14 protein-coding genes are annotated in these 17,252 nt (G+C 62.1%); 9 read left to right on the top strand and 5 right to left on the bottom strand.

The window, feature by feature from the left end; all coding sequences use genetic code 11:
• Window positions 1-64: 64 nt before the first annotated feature.
• The 4 genes from rsmA to J1G37_RS20600 are packed head-to-tail and all read right to left on the bottom strand — an operon-like array spanning window position 65 to window position 5,949.
• Complete coding sequence (gene rsmA / locus J1G37_RS20615) at window positions 65-877, bottom strand: 16S rRNA (adenine(1518)-N(6)/adenine(1519)-N(6))-dimethyltransferase RsmA (RefSeq protein ID WP_017739504.1); 813 nt, start codon at window positions 875-877, stop codon at window positions 65-67.
• Window positions 874-1,863, bottom strand: coding sequence for a 4-hydroxythreonine-4-phosphate dehydrogenase PdxA (gene pdxA / locus J1G37_RS20610; protein ID WP_207045061.1), 990 nt, complete (start codon window positions 1,861-1,863; stop codon window positions 874-876). The genes rsmA and pdxA overlap by 4 nt, the downstream gene beginning before the upstream one ends.
• A complete protein-coding gene (locus J1G37_RS20605) occupies window positions 1,860-3,194 on the bottom strand; it encodes a peptidylprolyl isomerase (protein ID WP_207045173.1) in 1,335 nt (444 codons plus the stop codon). Before J1G37_RS20605 ends, pdxA begins: the two co-directional genes overlap by 4 nt.
• The gene (locus J1G37_RS20600; RefSeq protein WP_207045058.1) at window positions 3,175-5,949 is read right to left on the bottom strand and encodes an LPS-assembly protein LptD; all 2,775 of its coding nucleotides are present in this window, start codon (window positions 5,947-5,949) and stop codon (window positions 3,175-3,177) included. Before J1G37_RS20600 ends, J1G37_RS20605 begins: the two co-directional genes overlap by 20 nt.
• Window positions 5,950-6,079: 130 nt before the next feature.
• On the opposite strand from J1G37_RS20600, the gene J1G37_RS20595 reads away from it, so the two are divergent.
• From J1G37_RS20595 to J1G37_RS20585, 3 genes are read left to right on the top strand one after another with little or no spacing between them, the layout of a single operon-like run.
• Window positions 6,080-7,105 carry a phosphotransferase gene (locus tag J1G37_RS20595; protein WP_207045054.1) on the top strand — a complete coding sequence of 342 codons (1,026 nt, stop codon included), beginning with the start codon at window positions 6,080-6,082 and terminating at the stop codon, window positions 7,103-7,105.
• Entirely contained in the window at window positions 7,102-7,776 is a 675-nt protein-coding gene (gene murU, locus J1G37_RS20590; RefSeq protein WP_207045051.1) for an N-acetylmuramate alpha-1-phosphate uridylyltransferase MurU, read from the top strand. The genes J1G37_RS20595 and murU overlap by 4 nt, the downstream gene beginning before the upstream one ends.
• A 1-nt stretch (window position 7,777) precedes the next feature.
• Window positions 7,778-8,545 (top strand): TerB family tellurite resistance protein, encoded by a 768-nt coding sequence (locus J1G37_RS20585; protein ID WP_207045049.1) that lies wholly within the window; start codon window positions 7,778-7,780, stop codon window positions 8,543-8,545.
• 147 nt (window positions 8,546-8,692) lie between these two features.
• Here the strand turns inward: J1G37_RS20585 and J1G37_RS20580 are convergent, their stop codons facing one another.
• Window positions 8,693-9,667, bottom strand: a complete 975-nt coding sequence (locus tag J1G37_RS20580) for an alpha/beta hydrolase family protein (protein WP_207045046.1) — start codon at window positions 9,665-9,667, stop codon at window positions 8,693-8,695.
• Between the two features lie 77 nt (window positions 9,668-9,744).
• Between J1G37_RS20580 and J1G37_RS20575 the strand changes: the two genes are divergently transcribed.
• The 6 genes from J1G37_RS20575 (at window position 9,745) to J1G37_RS20550 (ending at window position 17,051) form a co-directional block, all read left to right on the top strand.
• Window positions 9,745-11,739, top strand: a complete 1,995-nt coding sequence (locus J1G37_RS20575) for a transporter substrate-binding domain-containing protein (protein WP_207045043.1) — start codon at window positions 9,745-9,747, stop codon at window positions 11,737-11,739.
• 18 nt (window positions 11,740-11,757) lie between these two features.
• Window positions 11,758-12,387, top strand: a complete 630-nt coding sequence (locus J1G37_RS20570; RefSeq protein ID WP_032883847.1) for a response regulator transcription factor — start codon at window positions 11,758-11,760, stop codon at window positions 12,385-12,387.
• 214 nt (window positions 12,388-12,601) lie between these two features.
• Window positions 12,602-13,714: an ABC transporter ATP-binding protein gene (locus tag J1G37_RS20565; protein WP_207045041.1), complete on the top strand. Its 1,113-nt coding sequence runs from the start codon at window positions 12,602-12,604 to the stop codon at window positions 13,712-13,714.
• 44 nt (window positions 13,715-13,758) lie between these two features.
• The gene (locus J1G37_RS20560) at window positions 13,759-14,799 is read left to right on the top strand and encodes an ABC transporter substrate-binding protein (RefSeq protein WP_207045039.1); all 1,041 of its coding nucleotides are present in this window, start codon (window positions 13,759-13,761) and stop codon (window positions 14,797-14,799) included.
• A 167-nt stretch (window positions 14,800-14,966) separates the two neighbouring features.
• Window positions 14,967-16,214 (top strand): ABC transporter permease, encoded by a 1,248-nt coding sequence (locus J1G37_RS20555; RefSeq protein WP_124529331.1) that lies wholly within the window; start codon window positions 14,967-14,969, stop codon window positions 16,212-16,214.
• A gap of 12 nt (window positions 16,215-16,226) precedes the next feature.
• On the top strand, window positions 16,227-17,051 hold the full coding sequence (locus tag J1G37_RS20550; protein ID WP_124529329.1) for an ABC transporter permease: 825 nt from the start codon (window positions 16,227-16,229) through the stop codon (window positions 17,049-17,051).
• The last annotated feature ends 201 nt before the right edge of the window (window positions 17,052-17,252 follow it).

Genomic DNA, 17,252 nt, shown 5'->3' with positions numbered 1-17,252 from the left:
ATCAGTCTAGGCCAAGAGCTGGGCACTAGGCCAGACATGCTGTCTGGCCCAGGCTCGGCAGGCTTCAGTCCGCGGCGGGCGCTGGCTGGATGGCAAGCTGGTCGGCCAGGCGTACGAACGCGGCCAGGTCCAGCTGCTCTGGGCGCAGGCTGCCATCGACGCCGGCGGCTTCGATTTCAGCGTTGCTCAGCAAAGCCTTCAGCGTGTTGCGCAGGGTCTTGCGACGCTGGTTGAAGGCTTCGCGTACCACGCGCTCCAGCAGCTTGTGATCCTTGGCCGGGTGCGGCAGCACGGCGTGCGGCACCAGGCGCACGATGGCCGAATCGACCTTCGGTGGCGGGTTGAATGCGCCCGGACCTACGTTGAACAGGTGTTCGACGCGGCAGTGGTACTGCACCATGATCGACAGGCGGCCCCAATCACCACCGCCAGGGCCGGCGGCCAGGCGTTCCACCACTTCTTTTTGCAGCATGAAGTGCATGTCGCGGATGATCCCGGCGTTGTTCAGCAGGTGGAAGATCAACGGCGTGGAGATGTTGTATGGCAGGTTGCCCACGACCCGCAGGCTGTTGGGCGCGGCATTGAGGCTGTTGAAGTCGAACTTCAGCGCATCGCCCTGGTGCAGGTTGAAGTTCGGCTTGTCGGCGAACTGCTGGTTAAGGATCGGGATCAGGTCCTTGTCCAGTTCCACCACGTCCAGTTGCCCGCCGCTGGCCAGCAGGCCTTGGGTCAGTGCGCCCTGGCCGGGGCCGATTTCCAGCAGGCGGTCTTCGGGCTTGGCATGGATGGAGCGCAGGATGCGGTCGATAACGCCCGCGTCGTGCAGGAAGTTTTGCCCGAAGCGCTTGCGCGCCCGGTGTTGGTAATGCTCGGTCATATACGGGTCTCGGCCATCTGATAGGCGGTTTCCAGGGCCACGTGCAGGCTGCCGGTATCGATCTTGCCGCTGCCGGCCAGGTCCAGGGCAGTGCCATGGTCGACGGAGGTGCGGATGATCGGCAGGCCCAGTGTCACGTTGACTGCGGCGCCAAAGCCTTTGTATTTCAGCACAGGCAGCCCCTGGTCATGGTACATCGCCAGCACTGCGTCGCAGTGCTCCAGATATTTGGGGGTAAACAGAGTGTCCGCAGGCAATGGGCCGCGCAGGTCCATGCCTTCTTGGCGCAGACGCTCCAGGGTGGGTTCGATGATGTCGATTTCTTCATGGCCCAGGTGGCCGCCTTCACCGGCGTGCGGGTTGAGTCCACAGACCAGGATGCGCGGTTGGGCAATGCCGAATTTTTGTTGCAGGTCGGCGTGCAGGATACGGGTGACGCGTTCCACACGCTCGGCGGTGATGGCGTCGGCAATCTCACGCAGCGGCAGGTGCGTGGTGACCAGGGCGACGCGCAGGCCACGGGTGGCCAGCATCATGACGACTTGTTCGGTGTGGGTCAGTTCGGCGAGGAATTCGGTATGCCCGGAAAAGGCGATGCCCGATTCGTTGATCACGCCTTTGTGCACCGGGGCGGTGATCATGCCGGCGAAGTCGCCATCGAGACAGCCTTGCCCGGCGCGGGTCAGGGTTTCCAGGACGAACGCGGCATTGGCGGTGTCCAGCTGTCCGGCCACCACCTTGGCTTGCAGTGGGGTGTCCCACACATACAGGCTGCCGGCGGGGGCGGGCAGGTCGGGCCAGTTGCCGGGCGACACCTCCAGCAAACTGACAGCCACGCCCAGTTGCGCGGCCCGCTCAAGGAGCAGGTCGCGGCTGGTAATGGCAATCAGGGGGTGTGGCTGGGGGTGCGAAGCGAGCAGCAGGCACAGGTCTGGACCAATGCCGGCCGGCTCGCCGGGTGTTACCGCGAAACGCTGGGGTTTCACTGGGCTGCCTGGTCGGTGCCTGTTTGCTCGGCGCCTGGCAGCTTGTTTTCTACGTAGGCTTCGTCACGGATCTGACGCAACCAGGTTTGCAGCTCTTCGTCGTATTTGCGGTTACGCAGTACGGACAAGGCTTGTTGCTCGCGGGCCTGGCTGGTGTTGTCGGTGGCGCGACGGCCAAGGACTTCCAGCACGTGCCAGCCGTATTGGGTCTTGAACGGCTTGGACAATACACCCTGCGGGGTATCGGCCATTACCTGTTGGAACTCCGGCACCAGGGCTTTCGGGTCGATCCAGTTCAGGTCACCGCCATTGAGGGCAGAACCTGGGTCTTCCGAGAAGCTCTTGGCCAGGGTGGCGAAGTCTTCACCGCTTTGGATGCGGTCGTAGATCTTCTGGGCCAGTTCCTTGGTTTGCGCTTCGGTGCGGATTTCGCTTGGTTTGACCAGGATATGACGAACATGTACTTCGTCTTTCAGCGAGGTCTCGCCGCCGCGTTTTTCCAGCAACTTCAGGATGATGAAGCCGCCTGGCGTGCGTGCAGGTCGAGTGATTTCACCCGGCTGCATGGCGCTCAGCTCAGCGTCGAACGGAGGTGGTAATTGAGCCGCTTTGCGCCAGCCCATATCACCGCCGTCCAGTGCGTTGTCGCTGTTGGAGACGGCAATTGCCGTCTGGGCAAAGTCGGCACCGGCTTTCAGGCGGTCATAAACAGCCTGGGTTTTCGCGGCGGCTGCGTTGAGCTGCTCGGAGTTGGCGCTGTCTGGTGTACCGATCAGGATGTTGGCCAGGCGCAACTCTACGGAAAGCTGTGCCTTGCCCAGGTCCGAAGCCAGGAAGTTCTTCACTTCCTGCTCGGAGACCTGCACCCGCTCGGCCACACGGCGCTGACGTACACGGCTGATGATCATTTCGCGACGGATCTGGTCACGGGCGTCCTCATAGGACAGGCCATCGCGGGCCAGGGCGGCGCGGAACTGGTCAATGCTCATGTTGTTGCGTTGAGCGATGGTGCCAACGGCCTGGTTCAGTTCTTCATCCGAAATACGGATGCCCGAACGCTCGCCGATCTGCAGTTGCAGGTTCTCGACGATCAGGCGCTCCAGCACCTGTTGGTCCAGCACGCTGGTCGGTGGCACACCACCGCCACGCTTGGCGATGGTTTGCTGAACTTCCTTGACGCGTTGGTCCAGCTGGCTCTGCATGATCACGTCGTTATCGACGATGGCCACCACTTTATCCAGCTGTTGAACCGCAGCGTGTGCCGATGCGGTACCCAGGAACAGCGCGCCCAGTACGAGCGGGCGCAGACAATCAGAAAGCTTGGTCTTCACGTTCACGATAACCTTCAATGCCTTTGTCGAGGAAGCTCTCTACCTTGGCGCCGGTCAGGCCGCCGAGTCCTTTGAGGACGATCTGCAGGAAGAGCCCGTGGTCACCCTTTTCGTTAAGCGGGGCGATCTGGCTGTATTCGTCGTTGGAAACCCAGTAACGGTTGATGACGCGCAGTTTCCAGCAGCAGTTGTCGTACTCGAAACCACCGAAGGCTTCCAGGGTACGGTTGCGGGCATAGTCATACTGCCAGCGGGTGATCAGGTTCCACTGTGGAACGATCGGCCACATCATCGAGAAGTCGTGTTGCTGGATTTTGTAGTAATCCTTCACGTACTCAGGGCTGCCTGGCGTGCCGTAGTCGCCACCGAACTGCCATTTGCCGGTCAGCTGGTTGTACACCACCTGGTCGTTGCGATAGCGGTAGCCAACGTTGACGACCTTGTTCGGGTTGTCTTCCGGCTGGTAGTGGAACATCGCGCTGCCGGAACGAGGGCTGTGGCTCTCGGTGTCCCAGTTGTAGTCGGCAGTGGCGCGCCAGTCGCGGTTGAAGCGGAACTCGTAGTCCAGTGCGATTGGCGACAAGTCTGACTGTGCGTCGGCACGGTCCGCTGCAAGTACGCCTGGAAGTTGTACTTCGCGATCCTTGAAGTAAATCGCCTGGCCCACAGCTATGCGCTGACGCTCGAAGCCGTTCTCTTCGATCCAGCGGTTGGTCACGCCCAAGGACAGCTTGTTCTCGTCACCGATCCGGTCGGAGCCGCTGAAGCGGTTGTCGCGGAACAGCGAGGAGTAGCTGAACGAGCTTTCGCTGGTGTCGAATACCGGAATGTCGCTCTGGTCTTTGTTCGGTACGTATAGGTAGTAAGCACGCGGCTCAAGGGTCTGGCGATATTCTTTGCCGAACCAGTTGGTGTTGCGGTCGAAGTACAGGCCGCTGTCGACGCTGGCGACTGGAACTGCGCGATCCTGAGAGCTCTTGAATTTCTGGCCAGTAGCCAAAGAGGCCTTGCCAGTACCATCAAGGTCCAGATCGTATTTGGTGTAGACGTACTTGAGCTTCGGCGTAATGAAACCGTAGGTCGATTCCATCGGGTATGAAACAGCCGGAGCTACGTTCAGGCGAGTGCCGTTCGCACGGGTCAGGCCGGTAACGTAGGTGTCCAGGCGACGCTCGGAATCACCATTTTCATTGGTGAAGTTGCCACTTTCCAAGCTGCGCTCAAACCGAACTGCTTCGGTCTCGTAGCTGAAGTTCAGGCCACCAGGATGGTAAGGCAGCGCACCGTTGAAGGTGATCTGCGGCAACCGGTTGTACGGCGTGATCTGGGAGATTGTCGCCAGCTGGTAAGCCTGGACATTCAAGCGCGCCTGATAGGAGTCGCCCCGGTAGGTCACAGCACCTTGCTGGTTGAGGAAGTCGCGGCTCTCAACACCTTCCTGATAGGCCTTGAGGTCCTGGAAGTAATAAGGGTCGCTGATCTTGGTGTAATCGACCAGTGTCGACACTCGCGAATCCAACCCACCCTTATGCTGCCAGTTGAGCATATAGCGAGTCTTTTGGTATTCGGACTGCTTCTTACGCTCGTCACTATCGTCATTCAGGTACGCCCCACCGAACTGACCTTCGCTGGACTTGGTGAGGTAGCGGAATTCGCCTTCCATCAACAAGCCGCGTTTGGTCATGTACTGCGGATACAACGTGGCATCGTAGTTCGGCGCCAGGTTGAAGTAGTACGGCGTAACCAGCGTAAAGCCGGTTTCGCTGCCGGTGCTGAAGCTCGGCGGCAGGAAGCCGGATTGACGACGGTCATCGATCGGGAAATAGATGTAAGGCGTGTACAGGATCGGAATGTTCTTGATCCGCAACGTCGCGTTGGTGGCCGTACCGAAACCGGTGGCCGGGTTCAACGTGATGTTGTTGCCCTTGAGCTGCCAGGCGTTGCTATCTGGCTCGCAGGTGGTGTACGTACCGTCCTTGAGACGGATGATCGCGTTTTCGGCACGCTTGGCGTACAGCGCGCTGCCGCGGATACGCGACTTGTGCATCACGTATTCGGCGTTGTCGATCTGCGCCGCGCCGGTGTCCAGCTGGACTTCGGCGTGGTCGCCGACGATCAGGGCACCGTTGTCGCGCAGGCGCACTTTGCCGTTCAGCTCGCCACGGTTTTCAGCCTGGTACAGGCTGGCTTCTTCGGATTCAAGCTGCATGCTGCCCTGACGCATGACAACGTCACCGGCGAGGGTTGCAACCTGGGATTCCTGTTCGTAACGAGAGGCCTTGGCACCGATGAAGGTCGGCGCATCGCTCTTGTTCGTCTTGTCGTTCATGCCAGGACGGGTCGGCTCGATGTACGCACCGCCACAGTACGGGCCGGTTTCGGCCAGTTGGGCGGCGGTCAGCTTCTCGCGGGGTACCCAGTCCAGGTGGCTGTAGTCGGCGCTGCGCGAACGCAGGCCACGGCCCTTGGCTTCGGTGACCAGCGCGGTCTGCGGCACGGCCTCGGCGTTGCCACCGGCAGCGGCTTGCGCCGTGTCGTTGGCCGAGCTGGCGGCAGCACCGTCATGCACCGGACGTGGTGGCAATGGGGCGGCGGCGCTTTTTGGCGCGCAAGCCCAGGCACCCGAAGCGGAGACGGAACAGTCATACTGCTCCGCAGCGACCACGAATGAGGTGGCGAAAGGTTGCATGGCCAGCAGACTGCCGGTTACCAGCAACGGAAATTTTCTACGAAACGCGGGGGATTTCAATGCCATCTTATTAGTCCGGGCTTCCTGCGTGCCATCTGCCCGCGGTGTGGGCCGCACGACTCTCGATGGTCTGAAAAAGATGCGTGATAATAAAGCATGACCCGCTTGACGGCTAGGGCCGTCGGAGACCCTTGTAATGCCCGACCAAGATCTACGTTTACAACAGCTGGAAGTCTGGCTGGATGAGCAGTTGCCGATCCTTTTCAACGCTCAAGGCTGGGGTGCCGTACCCCCGGCCACATTGACCGCGGCCAGCAGCGACGCGAGTTTCAGGCGGTATTTCCGCTGGGAAGGCGGCGCCCGCACATTCGTCGTGATGGACGCGCCACCCCCCCAGGAAAACTGCAAACCTTTCGTCGATATCGCTCATTTGCTGGCGAAGTCGGGAATAAATGTGCCAAAAATTTATGCAGAAGATTTGCCGCGCGGCTTTCTTTTGCTCAATGACCTGGGCACAAAAACGTATCTGGACGTGATTGACGCGCAAAACGCCGACCAATTGTTCGCCGATGCCATCGACGCGTTGCTGGCTTTCCAGCAGTTGCCGATGGACGCGCCACTGCCTAGTTATGACGTCGCCTTGCTGCGCCGCGAGCTGGAATTGTTTCCCGAGTGGTACGTGCGCCGTCACCTGGGAATCGAGTTGGATGCCCAGCAGCAAGCGCTCTGGCAACGTGCCAGCGGCCTGTTGATCGACAGCGCCCTGGCCCAGCCGAAAGTGCTGGTGCACCGCGACTACATGCCGCGCAACCTGATGATCAGCGCGCCGAACCCTGGCGTGCTGGATTTCCAGGATGCGGTCTATGGCCCGGTGACCTACGACATCACCTGCCTGTTCAAGGACGCGTTCCTCAGTTGGCCCCAGGCCCGTGTGCGGGAATGGCAGCGCGGTTATTGGGAGCGCGCGATGCAAGCCGGCATTCCGGTGCAAGCGGAATTCGACGATTTCCTGCGCGCCAGCGACCTGATGGGCGTGCAGCGCCACCTCAAGGTCATCGGCATCTTCGCGCGCATCTGCCATCGCGACGGCAAGCCCCGTTACCTGGCCGACGTGCCGCGCTTCTTCGCTTATATAGAAGCCGTACTGGCCGACCGCCCTGAACTGCGCGAACTGGCTGAGCTGTTGACCAGCCTGCGCGAGCCCGTCGAGGCCACCGTATGAAGGCCATGATCCTGGCCGCGGGCAAAGGTGAGCGGATGCGTCCGCTCACCCTGCACACGCCCAAGCCATTGGTGCAGGCCGGTGGCAAGCGGTTGATCGAGTATCACCTGGAGGCGCTGGCCAAGGCTGGCTTCACCGATATCGTGATCAACCATGCCTGGCTCGGCCAGCAGATCGAAAGCTACCTGGGCGACGGCGCGCAGTTTGGCTTGCGTATCCAGTACTCGCCAGAGGGTGAGCCGCTGGAGACGGGTGGCGGGATTTTCCAGGCCTTGCCGTTGCTGGGGGATGAACCGTTCCTGGTGGTCAATGGCGATATCTGGACCGACTACGACTTCACCCAGCTCAAGCAACCGCTCCAGGGCCTGGCCCATCTGGTGATGGTCGACAACCCGGCGCATCACCCCTCGGGCGGCGATTTCTACCTGGATCAGGGTTTGCTTCATGATGCCGCGCCCGGTGCCGATAACCTGACCTTCAGTGGCATTTCAGTGCTCGACCCGCAGCTTTTCGCGGGTTGCACTGCCGGTGCCTTCAAGCTGGCGCCGCTATTGCGGGCGGCGATGGCCAAAGGTTTGGTAACGGGGGAACACATGGCGGGACGCTGGATTGATGTCGGCACGCTGGAGCGTCTGGCGCAGGTCGAAACCCTGCTGACAGCGGAGCAGTAAGATGCTGTGGCCAGGGACGCTGATCGGCGCCGGGGCTGGCTTTGCCATTGCCAGCATTCCGGGGGCCTTGTTGGGTGCGCTGCTGGGGCAGGCGTTGGATCGCCGGCTGCAACTGCACAATTGGGCGCAACTGCGCGAACGCCTCGGCGGGCGCCCGGCGTTGCGCAATGACGAGCTGTTGTTCGTGCTGCTCGGCCGCCTGGCGAAAAGCAATGGCCGGATCGTCGACGGGCATATCCAGCAGGCGCGGCAAGAAATGCGCGCGCTGGACATGGGCGAGCCGGCCCAGCGCCGCGCAATCGCGGCGTTCAACCGGGGCAAGTCCGGATCAGACCGCGTGCGCAGTTACTTGCGCGTGCTCAAGCGCCAGCCCCATGCGGCGGAAGGTGTACTGCGTGCGTGCTGGCGCATGGTGTGGGCCGACGGCAAGGCGGATGACGCCGAGCGCGACCTGATCGAACTGTGGGGCAAGTGGCTGGGCTGGACGCCGCAACAGCTTCAGGCATTGGCCGCTGACTACAAGCCGGAGCGTAAGCCGCTGGTGAGTCGGGGCATGTCTTATCAGGACGCGTTGCGCCTGCTCGGTGTGACGATCAGCACTGAACCTGCGGTAATCAAGCGCGCCTACCGCCGTCTGCTCAGTCGCCACCACCCGGACAAGATCGCCGGCAGCGGTGCCAGCACCGCGCAAGTGCATGAGGCGACCGAGCGCACCCGCGAACTGCACAACGCCTATACGCTGATTCGCGAGCGTCGGGACTTTCGCTGACTGCGACGACTCCTGACTGACAACCCAATCTCCTGTGGGAGCTGGCTTGCCTGCGATGGCGGTGTATCAGTGCCCGATGAGCAAGCTGGTCCACCGCTATCGCAGGCAAGCCAGCTCCCACATTTTGATTGGGTTATCACTGTCGGATCAGTCGGCAGTCGCCTGCGGGCTCAACCACCCGCGAATCCGCCGATACAACTGCTCCTGCTCCGCCGAGCTGTTCCCCGGCAAGGTCTTCAGCGACACCTGCTTATAGCCGTCATTCTTCGACCGTTTGGCCGCCTGAACACGTTCCAGCGCCGCTTTACGATCCTGGGCCGTGTCTTGGTAAAACACATCCGCCGTCGGCACCTTCAGTGTCGGCGCCAGTTGCTGCAAGCCCGGCTGACGACCGATTGGCGACTTGCCCGCAACCATCACCAGTTTCTGCACCTGTGCCGGTTGTTTCTCTTCCAGGTAGCGCGCGGCCCACCACGCGCCGGTGCCATGGCCGAGCAGCACCACACTGCGTGCGCCTTGGGTCTGGGCGAAGGCGACGGCGGCATCGATCCGCTCGAAGATGCGTTTGGCGTCGGTCTTGTCTTGCTCGTCCGCCCCCGCGACCACGGCGGGGTCGGTGCCTTCGGCTTCGGCGCTGGCGGCTTGTTCGATAGGCTTGGCGGCGGTGCTGCCGTCTTTGCTGCTGGTGTCGACCGCCGCCTTGGGCGCTTCGATCAGGCGGGGCGGCAGGGTGTCAATGTTCACGTCCGGCAGCGACAGGCTGAGGGTGCCCCAGTTGGCGTCAGGCAGTTTGCGCCGCAGCGGGGCGATTGCTTGCGGCCAGTCAGCACTTTCCCCGGCGCCCGGTACGATAATCACCACGCCTTCGGGTTCGGCGCTGTTGGCCGGTTTCCACAGGGCCAGGAAGGTGTCGCTGCCGCCCTGCAATTGTTGCTGTTCCTCCCGTGGCACCTGTCGTTCCAGGGCCGCGGCGTCTTCCTGGCCGCGTTCGGCCAAGGGCTGGCGCACGGCGGCTGTTTCGGCGGCTGGCGCGGGCGTGTCGGCGGCCTGTACAGAAAAGCCGCTGGTAAATAATAACGACAGGCACAATGCTGGCACTGCTGAACGGTTTCGAGATGGCATCGTTGATTTCCGGCCAGAAGAGATTCCAGCAGCCTAATGGGTTGGTCTGTATTTGTCAGTGATGTGAGACGTGGATCATGGGTTTTCGCTGTCTGCTGGTTATCGGCTGTTTGTGGCTTCCCTTGATCGCGGGGGCCACCTCTGCGCCTGCGGTACCGCAAGCGCAACTGGATGCGGGGCAACGGGAGTGGCTGGCCGCGCACCCGGAGTTACGGGTGGGCGTGGTCTTGCAGGCACCCTATGCGCAATACGATCGGCGCTTGCAGCGCTTGTCGGGGGCCAATGTCGAATTGATGCAGTGGCTGGCCAAGGCGCTGAACATCGAACTGAGCTGGCGCAACTTTCCCACCCAGGAACAGTTGGAAGACGCGGTGCGCGATGGCGAGGTGGATATCGCCCCCGGCCTGCAACAAACCCCGGCCGGTTTGCGTTTGTGGTTGTTCAGCGACCCGTATATGCGCGTGCCTCAGCATATCGTCGGCATTCGTGACGGTGGCGGTGCCGTCGAGCTGGAAAAGCTCGACGAACTCTCGCGTATCGCCGTGCGCATGCCCAGTGCCGTCGCCGATTACCTGCGCAGCACGTATCCCAAGCTGAACCTGCAAGGCGTGCCCATGGAACGCCAGGCGTTGCAGTTGCTGGTCAGCCAGCAGGCGCGCTACGCCGTGGTGGATGAGGCGCAACTGAGCCGGTTGTCGGGTGAAGCCGAATTCGCCGGGCTGGCCGTGGTGGGTGACATCGGCCTGCCGCAATTGCTGCGCGTAGCCACACGCCGGGAATGGCCGGAGCTGGCCGGCATCATGCAAAGCGCGTTGCGTGCGATCCCCGCCCGTGACCTGGACCAACTGCACAACCGCTGGCTGCAACCCAAGTACCCGCGTTTGTCGGAGTCGCCGGGACTGTGGCAAAACCTCAGCCTGCTGCTCGCCCTGTTGCTGTTGGCCAGCCTGGCCGTGGTGCTCTGGCAGCGTCGCCAGTTGCACGGCCTGGAGCACAGTTTGCTCGGCGCACGGGAAGAAAGTGCCGCGCGGGCGGCGGGGGCCGAAGCGTTGCGGTTGACGCAGTTTTCCATCGACCAAAGCACCGTCGGCATCCTCTGGGTCAACTGGGACAGCCACGTGCGCTACGCCAACCGCTCGGCCGAAAGCATGCTCGGCTACGGCCCCGGCGCGCTGATCGAACGGCCGCTGGCGGACCTTGATCCGACGCTGGACATGGACCGCTGGCTCAACCTGTGGAAGCGCGCCCGCGCCAGCGAAGACGGCCCGCAGAACTTCGCCACCGATTGCCAGCGCGCCGATGGCAGCGTCTTGCCCGCCGATGTGTCGTTGAGCTTTTTGCGCTTTGCCGAGGGCGAATACCTGGTGGTCTACCTCAACGACGTGACCGAGCGCCGCCGCTACGTCGCCGCCTTGCTGCAAAGCGAGGCGCAATTGCGTGAACTGTCCGCCCACCTGGAGACCGTGCGCGAAGAAGAAAAGGCGCGCATCGCCCGGGAAGTCCACGACGAACTGGGCCAGATGCTCACCGTGCTCAAGCTGGAAACCTCCATGTGCGAACTGGCCTACGCACAGCTGGACCCTGGCCTGCACGAGCGCTTGAACAGCATGAAGCGCCTGATCGCCCAACTGTTCCAGCTGGTGCGCGACGTGGCGACGGCCTTGCGCCCGCCGATTCTCGACGCTGGCATTGCCTCGGCCATTGAGTGGCAGGCGCGGCGTTTCGAAGCCCGCACACAAATTCCCTGCCTGGTGCAGGTCCCGGATAACCTGCCGGCCTTGAGCGATGCCAAGGCCATCGGCCTGTTCCGCATCCTGCAAGAGGCGCTGACCAATGTGATGCGCCATGCCCAGGCGCATACTGTCGAGCTGACCCTGGCGGTGGAAGGCGCTCACCTGCGGCTGACCATCAGCGACGATGGCGTTGGGTTCGTCCAGGCCCAGGGCCGCCCGGTGTTGTTTGGCCTGGTGGGCATGCGCGAGCGGGTGCTGATCATGGGCGGGCAGTTGAGCCTTTCCAGCGAGTTGGGGGAGGGCACCACCCTGAGCGTCACGGTGCCGTTGGATGCATAACGCTAAGAGGAAGTCCCTGTGATTCGCGTACTGGTAGCCGAAGACCACACCATCGTTCGAGAAGGCATCAAGCAATTGATCGGCCTGGCCAAAGACCTGCTGGTAGTGGGGGAGGCGAGCAATGGCGAACAGTTGCTGGAGACCTTGCGCCATGTGCCGTGCGAGGTGGTGTTGCTGGATATCTCGATGCCCGGCGTCAACGGCCTGGAAGCGATTGCGCGGATTCGCGCGCTGAGCAATCCGCCGGCGATCCTGGTGTTGTCCATGCATGACGAAGCGCAAATGGCCGCGCGCGCGTTGAAGGTCGGCGCTGCCGGTTATGCGACCAAGGACAGCGATCCGGCGCTGTTGCTCACGGCAATTCGCAAGGTTGCGGCGGGCGGGCGCTACATCGACCCGGATTTGGCCGACCGCATGGTCTTTGAGGTCGGCCTCACCGATGCGCGGCCGTTGCACTCATTGCTGTCGGAGCGAGAGTTCTCGGTGTTCGAACGCCTGGCGCAAGGTGCCAACGTCAATGACATCGCCCAGCAGCTTGCGCTGAGCAGCAAGACCATCAGCACCCACAAGGCGCGCCTGATGCAAAAGCTCAATATCACTTCCCTGGCCGAACTGGTGAAGTACGCCATGGAACACAAGCTTCTCTAGGCACATGCCCAATAACGACACCCCGCAAGCACCGCCAAACCCATTCTCGCTGCTTGCAGCGGCCACACTGTCCCATCCCCGCCATCCGTGTAGGGCGATCCCTACCCCCAACCTTCCATCCGGCTGATGCAATTCTCTCCCGGCCCCCGATTTCCGGGGCCTCGCGCCTGGACTACGCTTGTGCCACAGCAGTCCAAAACACAAAGGTGCGGGTATGAGCGAGGTGGATTCAAATGAGGTCCTGGTCAGCTTTCGTGGCGTGCAGAAGAGCTACGACGGCGAGAACCTGATCGTCAAAGACCTCAACCTGGAGATTCGCAAGGGCGAGTTCCTCACCTTGCTCGGGCCTTCCGGTTCAGGCAAGACCACCAGCCTGATGATGCTCGCCGGCTTTGAAACGCCGACCGCCGGCGAAATCCAGCTGGCCGGGCGTTCCATCAACAACGTGCCGCCGCACAAGCGCGACATCGGCATGGTGTTCCAGAACTACGCGTTGTTCCCGCACATGACCGTCGCCGAGAACCTGGCGTTCCCGCTGTCGGTGCGCGGCTTTAGCAAGACCGACATCAGTGAGCGGGTCAAACGCGTGCTGAGCATGGTCCAGCTCGATGCCTTCGCCCAGCGTTATCCGGCGCAATTGTCCGGTGGCCAGCAACAGCGCGTGGCCCTGGCCCGGGCGCTGGTGTTCGAACCGCAGCTGGTGCTGATGGACGAGCCCCTCGGCGCCCTCGACAAGCAACTGCGCGAACACATGCAGATGGAGATCAAGCACCTGCACCAACGCCTCGGCGTGACGGTGGTGTACGTGACCCACGACCAGGGCGAAGCGCTGACCATGTCTGATCGCGTGGCCGTGTTCCATCAAGGCGAGATCCAGCAGATCGCCGCGCCGCGCACCCTGTACGAAGAACCGAAGAACACCTTCGTCGCCAACTTCATCGGCGAGAACAACCGCCTTAATGGCCGACTGCACAGCCACACCGGCGAGCGTTGCGTGGTGGAACTGGCGCGCGGCGAGAAAGTCGAGGCGCTGGCGGTCAACGTCGGCCAGATCGGCGGCCCGGTGACCCTGTCGGTACGCCCGGAGCGCGTCAGCCTCAACGGCTCCAGCGAAAGCTGCGTCAACCGCTTCTCTGGCCGCGTGGCCGAATTCATCTACTTGGGCGACCACGTACGCGTGCGCCTGGAAGTCTGCGGCAAGAGCGATTTTTTTGTGAAACAACCGATTGCCGAGCTGGACCCAGCCCTGGCAGTTGGCGACGTGGTTCCGATTGGCTGGCAAGTCGAGCACGTACGCGCACTCGACCCACTTCTAGAGGCGAATTGATCGCCCCCATGGCTTCACCAACCCTGCACGTGGAGAGAACAACAATGTTGAAATCCTTGAAGTATTCGGCGCTGGCGATCGGTTTGCTGGGCGCCACACACGCCATGGCCGGCCCGGACCTGACCGTTGTGTCCTTTGGCGGCGCGAACAAGGCGGCACAGGTCAAGGCGTTCTATGCGCCGTGGGAAAGCGCGGGCTACGGCAAGATCGTCGCTGGCGAGTACAACGGTGAAATGGCCAAGGTCAAGGCCATGGTCGACACCAAGAGCGTGTCCTGGGACCTGGTGGAAGTGGAATCGCCAGAACTGTCCCGTGGCTGTGACGAAGACATGTTCGAGCCCCTGGACCCGAAACTGTTCGGCAACACCGCCGACTACGTGAAGGGCGCGATTCAACCCTGCGGCGTGGGCTTCTTCGTGTGGTCCACGGTGTTGGCCTACAACGCCGACAAGCTGGCCTCGGCGCCCACCAGCTGGGCCGATTTCTGGGACGTGAAGAAATTCCCGGGCAAGCGCGGCCTGCGTAAAGGCGCCAAGTACACCCTGGAATTCGCTTTGATGGCTGACGGCGTTGCGCCGAAAGACGTCTACAAAGTGCTGGCCGGCAAAGATGGCCAGGACCGTGCGTTCAAGAAACTCGACGAACTAAAACCGTCGATCCAGTGGTGGGAAGCTGGCGCACAACCGCCGCAGTACCTGGCCTCGGGTGACGTGGTCATGAGCTCGGCGTACAACGGCCGCATCGCCGCCGTGCAGAAAGAAAGCAACCTTAAAGTGGTGTGGAACGGCGGGATCTACGACTTCGACGCGTGGGCCATTCCTAAAGGCCTGGCAAAAGACCGTGCAGAAGCGGCGAAGAAATTCATCGCCTTCTCCGTGCAACCGCAGCAGCAGAAGACCTACTCGGAAAACATCGCCTACGGCCCGGCCAACACCCAAGCCGTGCCGTTGCTGGCCAAGGACATCCTCAAGGACATGCCGACCACCCCGGAAAACATCGCCAACCAGGTGCAGATCGACGTGAGCTTCTGGGCGGATAACGGCGAGCAGCTGGAGCAGCGCTTCAACTCGTGGGCTGCCAAGTAACAACGCATAACCCTCTGTGGGAACAGGCCTGTGTGGGAGCTGGCTTGCCTGCGATGCAGACACCTCGGTGCAACTGATGTACCGAGCCGATGCCATCGCGGGCAAGCCCGGCTCCCACAGAAAGCCCGGGCCACAGTGAAACCACCTTAGATTTCCCGGAGTTAGCCATGGCCATCGCCGTTCCCTCGAACGAGGTCAACAGCCCCACCCTCAAGCAGCGCCTGGCGCGTGCCGAGCGGGTCAACCGCTGGAAGGCCCAGGCCTTGATTGCGCCGCTGGTGCTGTTTTTGCTGCTGGTGTTCCTGGTGCCGATCGTTGCGCTGCTGTTCAAGAGCGTCGGCAACCCGGAAGTGGTGGGCGGCTTGCCGCGTACCGTGGTGGCGGTCACGGCCTGGGACGGTCGCGGCCTGCCGGGCGAGCCGGTGTATCAGGCCCTCAGCGAGGACCTGGGCGAAGCCCGCAAAAACCAGACGTTGGGCGATCTGTCCAAACGCTTGAACATGGAACTGGCCGGCTATCGCAGCCTGCTGACCAAAACCGCGCGGGCGCTGCCGTTTACCGAAGCGCCGGCCTCTTATAAAGAAGCGTTGGAAAACCTCGACGAACGCTGGGGCGACCCGGCGTACTGGCAGGCGATCCGGCGCAATACCAGCAGCCTGACGCCGTTCTATCTGCTGGCGGCCGTCGATCACCGCATCGACGACCTCGGCGAAGTGGCCCCGGCCACGCCGGACCAGGCGATCTACCTGGACATCTTCGCCCGCACCTTCTGGATGGGCTTGGTGATTACCGCGATCTGCCTGCTGCTGGCCTATCCGCTGGCGTACCTGCTGGCCAACCTACCGGCGCGCAAAAGCAACCTGTTGATGATCCTCGTGCTGTTGCCGTTCTGGACCTCAATCCTGGTGCGGGTGGCGGCGTGGATCGTGTTGCTGCAATCGGGCGGGCTGATCAACAGTGCGCTGATGGGTATGGGCCTGATCGATAAGCCGCTGGAATTGGTGTTCAACCGCACCGGGGTGTACATCTCCATGGTGCACATCCTGTTGCCGTTCATGATTCTGCCGATCTACAGCGTGATGAAAGGCATCTCGCCGACCTACATGCGCGCGGCGATTTCCCTCGGTTGCCATCCGTTCGCCAGTTTCTGGCGCGTGTACTTCCCGCAGACCTACGCTGGCGTGGGCGCCGGTTGCCTGTTGGTGTTCATCCTGGCGATTGGTTACTACATCACCCCGGCACTGCTGGGCAGCCCGAACGACCAGATGGTCAGCTATTTCGTGGCGTTCTACACCAACACCAGCATCAACTGGGGCATGGCCACGGCGTTGGGCGGCTTGCTGCTGCTGGCCACCGTGGTGCTGTACCTGATCTACAACCGGCTGGTGGGCGCCAGCCGCCTGCGCCTGAGCTGAGGAGACCTTGCGATGCTGAGCCCTTATATGTCGCCCGTTGAGCGGGTTTGGTTCTACAGCTTGCGGATACTCTGCGGCTTGATCCTGCTGTTCCTGATTTTGCCGGTGTTGGTGATTATTCCGCTGTCGTTCAACAGCGGCAGTTTCCTGGTGTACCCGCTGCAAGGCTTCTCGCTGCATTGGTATCAGGACTTCTTCGCCTCGGCCGAATGGATGCGGGCGTTGAAGAACAGCATCATCGTCGCCCCGGCGGCCACGGTGCTGGCCATGGTGTTCGGTACGCTGGCGGCGATTGGCCTGACGCGCGGCAACTTCCCGGGCAAGGCGCTGGTGATGGCCCTGGTGATTTCGCCGATGGTGGTGCCGGTGGTGATTATCGGCGTGGCCAGTTACCTGTTCTTTGCGCCGCTGGGCCTGGGTAACAGTTTCTTCTCGCTGATCGTGGTGCATGCGGTGTTGGGCGTGCCGTTTGTGATCATCACCGTGTCGGCGACCTTGCAGGGGTTCAACCATAACCTGGTGCGGGCGGCGGCCAGTCTGGGGGCATCGCCCTTGACCGCGTTTCGCCGGGTGACCTTGCCGCTGATTGCGCCGGGGGTGATTTCCGGGGCGTTGTTTGCCTTTGCCACCTCGTTTGATGAAGTGGTGGTGACGCTGTTTCTGGCCGGGCCTGAGCAAGCGACGTTGCCGCGCCAGATGTTCAGCGGGATTCGCGAGAACCTCAGCCCGACCATCGCTGCCGCAGCGACCTTGCTGATTGCCTTCTCGGTCCTGCTGTTGCTGACCTTGGAATGGCTGCGCGGCCGTAGCGAAAAACTGCGTACCGCCCAAATCTAACTGACCGAAACCCGATCAACTGGGGGAGCTGGCTTGCCTGCGATAGCGGTGGGCCAGCTTGCCCACCTGTTGCTGATACACCGCCATCGCAGGCAAGCCAGCTCCCACATGGATTGCGCCCATTCAGAACCTGAATGCTAGGCAACCCGAAATCCCCAGCTACTCTTGTGCCAGCCCATTTCCGAATAAGAGGCCGCGCAC

The organism is Pseudomonas sp. Marseille-Q1929 (assembly GCF_017316265.1).
GTDB lineage: Bacteria > Pseudomonadota > Gammaproteobacteria > Pseudomonadales > Pseudomonadaceae > Aquipseudomonas.
Note: the sequence above shows the minus strand (reverse complement) of the source record. Positions and strands in the feature narration are given on the sequence as shown.